The sequence below is a fragment of the Terrisporobacter sp. genome, assembly GCF_017888745.1.
Taxonomy (GTDB): domain Bacteria; phylum Bacillota; class Clostridia; order Peptostreptococcales; family Peptostreptococcaceae; genus Terrisporobacter.
The window spans coordinates 1-5731 of the sequence record NZ_JAGHFM010000259.1 but is presented as its reverse complement, the minus strand read 5'-3'; the positions used below and the strand labels follow the sequence as shown (position 1 = coordinate 5731).

General features: G+C 27.0%; 5 protein-coding genes. All 5 read right to left on the bottom strand.

From position 1 onward, the window contains the following. Positions 1-124 precede the first annotated feature (124 nt). Positions 125-535 (bottom strand): hypothetical protein, encoded by a 411-nt coding sequence (locus J7G74_RS11885; RefSeq protein ID WP_297135635.1) that lies wholly within the window; start codon positions 533-535, stop codon positions 125-127. A gap of 32 nt (positions 536-567) precedes the next feature. After that, positions 568-1227, bottom strand: a complete 660-nt coding sequence (locus J7G74_RS11880) for a hypothetical protein (protein WP_297135633.1) — start codon at positions 1225-1227, stop codon at positions 568-570. Between the two features lie 51 nt (positions 1228-1278). Continuing rightward, positions 1279-2001 (bottom strand): M48 family metallopeptidase, encoded by a 723-nt coding sequence (locus tag J7G74_RS11875; protein WP_297135630.1) that lies wholly within the window; start codon positions 1999-2001, stop codon positions 1279-1281. Positions 2002-2010: 9 nt separating this feature from the next. Next, positions 2011-5109, bottom strand: coding sequence for a type I restriction endonuclease subunit R (locus J7G74_RS11870; RefSeq protein WP_297135628.1), 3099 nt, complete (start codon positions 5107-5109; stop codon positions 2011-2013). Positions 5110-5121: 12 nt separating this feature from the next. Continuing rightward, on the bottom strand, positions 5122-5731 hold a 610-nt coding region (locus J7G74_RS11865; RefSeq protein WP_297135626.1), incomplete at its 5' end, for a hypothetical protein.

Genomic DNA, 5731 nt, shown 5'->3' with positions numbered 1-5731 from the left:
TTTGATGATTTAACTATTGTATCACATTATAATTTAAAAATTATTTTTAAAAATAAAAGTAGTATATTTTATTAAATACACTACTTTACTAATAATTTTATATGATTTAAATTAATATCTATTATTATCCTAATAATTCTTCTGCTTCTTTTTCAATTTGTTCTAATCTTACATATATTTCTTCACATCTTAGCTCCATGTAGTATAGTCCACCTACATACTGAATATATTCTTCTTTAGTCATATTTTTATATTCACTTTCAACTTCAGATTGTGCCATACTTATAGCTTCTTCTAATTGAGCTGAGCAAGGACCCCAGCCTCTCATTTCTGTAAGAAAGATTTCTGATATTTCTTCTAGTGCATATTCTTTTTCTCCATCATATGTTTCTGTAACATAAATAGTTGATCCATCTTCACTTATGCTTATTTTTTCTAATACGTTTTCACCTAGTCTACCTTCTTCTGCTCTAAATTCTATAATTAGATCTTTTGCTTCATTTGCTAGTTTTAATCTTTTTTCTAAATTTGTCATTGTTCTCTCCCACTTATATTATTTATAATTTTTTACATAACTTTTTTATACAAATACTCTCTTATAAAAACTAAATCTGAAGAAGCAACATCCTTGCCTTCTAAAATATCGTTCATCTTATCTAGAAAATCTAATGTATCTAACTCCTTTTTAAAATGCTTAATATAGAGATTTTCTATTTTTCTTTTTTGACCTATTTTTCTCATTAGAAACTCGTATTTTTTATCATCTTCAACAGATTTTTTCAAAGCTCTTTGCTGAGCTGACTTTCTTGCTCTTTCATCACTTAGTTTTTCTTCTTGAGTTCTTCCTCTTTTAGCATACTCATATGCTTCACTACTCTTCTCAGTTGGATATATTGATAATTGAGTATTTCTAACAACATTATTTGTATTATTGTTATTGTTCTTCTTCTGTTTCTTTTTTTTCTTCTTTTTTGTTGTTTTCCTACTTCGATTAACTGTCATTCTGTTTTCTTCACTATCGTATCTATCGTCTAGCGAAAAACTATCACAATGAGTCCAGTAATTATAACCTATCTCAGTTATAAATACTGGTTTTGCTGAACATGAATTATCAGTATTGTAATTAGTACAGTTACTACATGAAATTCTTTTTAATCCTGGTATCTTTTCAACAATAAACGAAGTTCCTAAACTTCCTTTTTTACCTTTCTTCTTACCAATTGACATTACAACTTTCTCCCCAAATTAAAATCAATATTTTTACTATTTTACTTATTCTTATAGCTCCATTGCAATTTCTTCATCTAATATTCTTTTTCTCTCTTCCCAATCTGGCATAAATATATAAAGAAAATCATAAAACTCTTTACTATGCTCATTGTAAATCATGTGTATAAGTTCATGTAAAATAACATATTTTATACAATACTTAGGTGCTTTTATCAAATCTTTATTTAATATTATTGTACTTTTGCTAGTAATACATGAACCCCATCTTGTCTTCATCTTTCTAATATTAATTTTTACAGGAGACACATTATATTTACTTATTACTGGATAAATTTCATTATATAAATCAGTGAATATTTTTCTACACTTATAATCATACCACTCACTTAATAGCTCTTCTTTCCTTTTATAATCATTTCTATCTTTTACATATAAATAGATATAACCTCTAAAGTATTTAACATATTCGCTCTGACTCTCTACTACTTTAAGCCTATACTGCCTACCTAGATATTTTAATGTTTCCCCACTAACTAATTCTTTTTTTTCTAAATTTTCTTGTTCGTGAGCTTTGTAATATTTTATATTTTTCTCAATCCAGCTAGCTTTTTTTATTACGAAATCCTTAATATACTCTTCAGGAACTTCTTCATTTGCTGATATAATCACATCACCATTGACCTTGATATTTAGATTTATATTTTTCACATTTTTTCTTTCAAGTTTAAACTTAATTATACTTTCACCATAAGGCACTTCGTATATGTTCATCTTTATCTCCTAGTATCTCTTTAGTGCTATATTTTTTACTTTTTCTATTATTTTATCTATATCATCAAAAGTAAGTTCTATTCCTGTTTTTTCAGTATAATCAAATATAATATCGTCTATTTCTTGAGCTATCTGATTGTGTACATCCGTATTATTATGCCAATCAACTTTACATTTTTCTCTGATTATATTATCAATTTGTAACGCAAGTTCACCCAAATCATCAGTTTCACCATATTCACTTTCACTCTCACAAACTACTTCACTTACAGCACCATAGAAAGCTTGAGCATTTTCATTATATTTTATTGTATCCGGATAATCAGTTTCGTCTTTCTTCTCTCTATATTTCTTCATAATATCTTCTATTTTGTTTAAGTAATCAACTTCAGATATTCTTTTATTTTTATAATCCTCTAAAACTTTTTCTATTCTTTCTGAGAATTTTTTATAATAAGCTGGGTTCTCATCCCATTTTTCACTTATACTTTTTCCTAGTCTTGTCCTAATTGTATCAGCCTTTGATCTAGGATTATCTGCTCTCTTAACTTCTTCCTCAAAAGCTTTTTCATCAAGTATATCAACCGGGTTTGTTATATACATCATACCTTCTGCTGCAATATAGTTATCTATTAACTTTTGCATTCTAGCTTCGTATTCTTTATGATCTATACTATCTGAATATCTTCTTTTAACAGATTGTCTTAATTTTTGATAGAATTTAAAGTAAGATTTATGTTTTTCTATTTCTTCTTTTCCCAGTTCATTATAAATTTGTTCTGACTCTAAAGCTATTGATAAGTTTCTTCCATAACTACTTACTAATCCATAGAAATCTTCCCTTAATTTATCATCAGCTAAATATACTTCATATTCTTCCATATCATCTTTATTCTTTATACTACTAAAGAAATTAACCAAATCACTATAATATTGTCTTAATGCACCTATTATTACAGTTACATTATGAATAGCTCCTTTTAAATCTTTTCCTTCAAAATTCTCCAAACCAGAACCACTATATTGATTCATAGCTTCATCTAGCTTGGTAATCAATCCTCTATAATCCACAATATATCCATAATCTTTCCCTTCATATAGACGATTAACCCTTGCAATAGCTTGAAGCAAAGTATGTTCCTTCATTTCCTTATCTATATATAAAACAGTAGCCCTAGGCGCATCAAATCCTGTAAGAAGTTTATCCACTACTATAAGTAAATCTATCTCTCCATGAACGAAATCATCCTTTATTGTATCTTCATAAGAACTTGGATTACTGTATTTTTTCATCATTTCATTCCAAAATTCAATAATCATATCTTTAGATACTTTATCAACTTCTTCATGACCTTCCCTCATATCTGGAGGTGATATAACTACTGCCACATTTAAGTCATCTAATTCCTCAAAAGCTCTTAAATATTTAATTGCCTCTGATTTACTACTTGTAGCTAACATAGCTGTAAAAGGCGAATGTTCACTTTTATAAGTATTTACAAAATGTTCATTAATATCAAATGCTATTAATCTTATTCTTTGATCACTGGAAGCAACTCTTTCAAAACGACTCCATTTTTGCATTACTTCTTCTTTTTGATTTTTATTTAAATTTCTTGTTATCATATCAAGTTGCAAATCAATAGCTTTTCTGTTAACACTTTGCTCAACCATTCTTCCTTCATATAATAAAGGTAGTATTGCCTTATCTTCTACTCCATCAGCTATAGTATATTTGTGTATTAATTTTCCACCAAATTTATTTACAGTACTTCTTTGTTTTTTCATTAAAGGAGTTCCTGTAAAACCTATATAGCAAGCATTTGGAAATACATTTTTCATCTTAATATTTAACTCTTTATACTGACTTCTATGAGATTCATCAACTAACACAAATATATTTCTACTCTCCAATTTAGCTCCTTTATTTGCTGCTGTATCAAATTTATGAACTAAAGTTGTTACAATATCTGCTTCACTATCATTAATCAGTTTAATTAAATGATTTCCAGTAGATGCTTTTACAGCCTTCAACCTTGTATGGTTAAAAGTTCTATTAATTTGTGAGTCTAAATCTACCCTATCAGTTACAACTATAACCCTTGGATTTAGTGTATCAAGCTCTGATAAAATATATTTAGCTACCATAACCATGGTTAGTGATTTTCCTGAACCTTGTGTATGCCAAACAACACCAGATTGCCTATTTCCATTTTCATCTCTTTCTTCTATAGTTTTCATTATTTCTTTTATTGCAAAATATTGCTGATATCTACATATCTTTTTTACATCCTTATCAAATAGAATAAAATATTTTATAAGTTCTATTACTCTACTTGGATGAAATAATGATATTATATTTTTGTCTTGATTTGTAGCTATTCTTTCATTAACTACTTTATTTAACTCTGTGTCTAACCATTTCTTATCTTCTTCTTTCCATACACACCAAAACTTCTTAGGAGTACTGCATGTAGCATATTTAGTTTCATTCTTGTTCGTAGCCATTACAATTTGTATAAATTTAAATAACTGAGGAATATAATCCTTAGATTGATTTCTAATCATTTGGCTTATGCCTTGATCTATTGATAATGAGCTTTTTTTACATTCAATAACACCAAAAGGTATACCATTTATAAATAAAACTAAATCAGGTCTAGCAGTATTACTTCCATCTTCACTTTCCACTGAAAATTCTTCAACAATATAAAAATCATTGTTACTTGCTTCTTTCCAATCTATAAAGTTAATTGTAAAACTTCTTTTAGTACCATCTTCCAGAGTTTCTGTGTAACTTCTACCTAGAAGTAAAGTATTAAATATTTTTTCGTTTGTTTTTACTAAACCATCTGTTAATAATTCATCTAAATCATTTATTGCTGCATTGATATTTTTTTCATTAAATTTATATTCTTTGCCTTTGTATGTATATGAGTTTATCTCATTTAGTTTATCTTTTATTATTGATTTTAGTAATACATTATATAGATTTCCCCTTAACTTCTCTGACTCTTGTGTATCTATATATTTATATCCTAAATGTTTTAATAATTCTATGGCAGGTTTTTGACTTATATTTTTTTCATCCATTTTTTTGTTATCCATACTATCCCTCCCTTAAATATACTTATAATAATCCGCTTGGGAAATTGATCTATTTATTAATTGATTATAATTATTAACTTCTATGCCTAATTTACTAATTTTATCTGCTATATTTGCAATTGATGTTCCATTAATTTTAGATATCAATAATGGATTTGTATTATTTTTAATCATTGTTATTATTGCAGTATTCATAATAGTTTCTACTGAAAATGTAGACTTATGTACAGGAACATCATAATCAATTGCTTTTAACACTTTGTATAACGGTCTATTAAATACATTATGATCATATTTTTTAGGATAAATATATTCAAATAATCTCTTATTTGAATATTTAACCTCTATATCATTACAACATATGTTTAGTAAATCTCTCCTTAGTGAGTTTGGAATATCTATATTAATATCATTGATAATAACAACTCTAAAATCATCTCTAAAATCACTAAATCTTAAATCAGCAATAATATTTCTTTTGGCAGGTGCTATTAATGTTAATTTTATAAATAATCTTATCATATCCCATTTGCTATCCTTATATTTTTCAAAAAACTCTAATAACTGTCTAATAACTTCATTCGGTAGAGAATCTCTTTCTACTTTATCACTTAGCTCATAT